Annotated in this window: 1 tRNA gene and 1 rRNA gene; both read right to left on the bottom strand. The window is 48.6% G+C overall.

The annotated features are described in order from the left end of the window. Positions 1-2 precede the first annotated feature (2 nt). Positions 3-76, bottom strand: a tRNA-Ile gene (locus J1905_RS23465). Between the two features lie 172 nt (positions 77-248). Continuing rightward, positions 249-1,770: ribosomal RNA gene (locus tag J1905_RS23460) — 16S ribosomal RNA — on the bottom strand. Positions 1,771-1,834: the final 64 nt, after the last annotated feature.

Genomic DNA, 1,834 nt, shown 5'->3' with positions numbered 1-1,834 from the left:
TGTAGTCCCGAGCAGATTTGAACTGCTGACCCCTACATTATCAGTGTAGTGCTCTAACCAACTGAGCTACGGGACTATCTTATTCAGCTGTGGTATTGTTCTGAGGTGTCTCATTCACAATCCTTCTTGCCTCATATAATCCTTAGCTTAGTTGAAACACTATGTGATGTTTCATCCTATGGGTTTTTCTTTTGAGATTTTATTGTCATTTATATCATTTACGTAGCGAGTAGTCTAGTCTACTCCAGAAAGGAGGTATTCCAGCCGCACCTTCCGGTACGGCTACCTTGTTACGACTTAGCCCCAGTTATCGGTTTTACCCTAGGACGCTCCTTGCGGTTACATACTTTAGGTACCCCCAACTTCCATGGCTTGACGGGCGGTGTGTACAAGGCCCGGGAACGTATTCACCGCGTCATTGCTGATACGCGATTACTAGCGAATCCAACTTCAAGAGGTCGAGTTGCAGACCTCTATCCGAACTGTGAATGGCTTTTTGAGATTGGCTTGCTGTTACCAGCTTGCTGCCCTCTGTACCATCCATTGTAGCACGTGTGTAGCCCCGGACGTAAGGGCCATGATGACTTGACGTCGTCCCCTCCTTCCTCTCTGTTTGCACAGGCAGTCTGTTTAGAGTCCCCACCTTAACGTGCTGGCAACTAAACATAGGGGTTGCGCTCGTTGCGGGACTTAACCCAACACCTCACGGCACGAGCTGACGACAGCCATGCAGCACCTAGTTTCGTGTGATTGCTCACTCATCTATCTCTAAATGATTCACTAACTTTCAAGCCCGGGTAAGGTTCCTCGCGTATCATCGAATTAAACCACATGCTCCTCCGCTTGTGCGGGCCCCCGTCAATTCCTTTGAGTTTCACCCTTGCGGGCGTACTCCCCAGGTGGAATACTTAACGCTTTCGCTTAGCCGCTAACTGTATATCGCTAACAGCGAGTATTCATCGTTTAGGGCGTGGACTACCAGGGTATCTAATCCTGTTTGATCCCCACGCTTTCGTGCCTCAGCGTCAATAAAACCATAGTAAGCTGCCTTCGCAATCGGTGTTCTGTGACATATCTATGCATTTCACCGCTACTTGTCACATTCCGCCTACCTCTAGTTCATTCAAGCTCATCAGTATCAAGGGCACTGCGATGGTTGAGCCACCGTCTTTCACCCCTGACTTAATAAGCCGCCTACGCACCCTTTAAACCCAATAAATCCGGATAACGCTTGGATCCTCCGTATTACCGCGGCTGCTGGCACGGAGTTAGCCGATCCTTATTCCTTCGGTACATTCAGCTATCTACACGTAGATAGGTTTATTCCCGAATAAAAGCAGTTTACGACCCAGAGGGCTGTCTTCCTGCACGCGGCATGGCTGGTTCAGAGTTGCCTCCATTGACCAATATTCCTTACTGCTGCCTCCCGTAGGAGTCTGGTCCGTGTCTCAGTACCAGTGTGGGGGGCCATCCTCTCAGATCCCCTAGTCATCGTCGCCTTGGTGGGCCGTTACCCCGCCAACTAGCTAATGACACGCATGCCCATCTCAATCCTATAAATATTTGAACATTGTACAATGCTGTACTGTGTTTTTATGCGGTGTTAATCCGAATTTCTTCGGGCTATCCCCCTGATTGAGGTAGGTTGCATACGCGTTACGCACCCGTGCGCCACTTTTGTGAGAAGCAAGCTTCTCACTATCGTTCGACTTGCATGTATTAGGCCTGCCGCTAGCGTTCATCCTGAGCCAGGATCAAACTCTCCATTGTAAAATGTGTTGTTTGAATCGCTGACCATTCTTAACTTGTTAATAATAGTCTGTATTCTTTTTTT

Origin of the sequence: Pedobacter sp. B4-66 (assembly GCF_018492665.1) — a bacterium.
GTDB lineage: Bacteria > Bacteroidota > Bacteroidia > Sphingobacteriales > Sphingobacteriaceae > Pedobacter.
The sequence above is the reverse complement of the archived record's forward strand: the minus strand, read 5'-3'. Positions and strand labels throughout refer to the sequence as shown.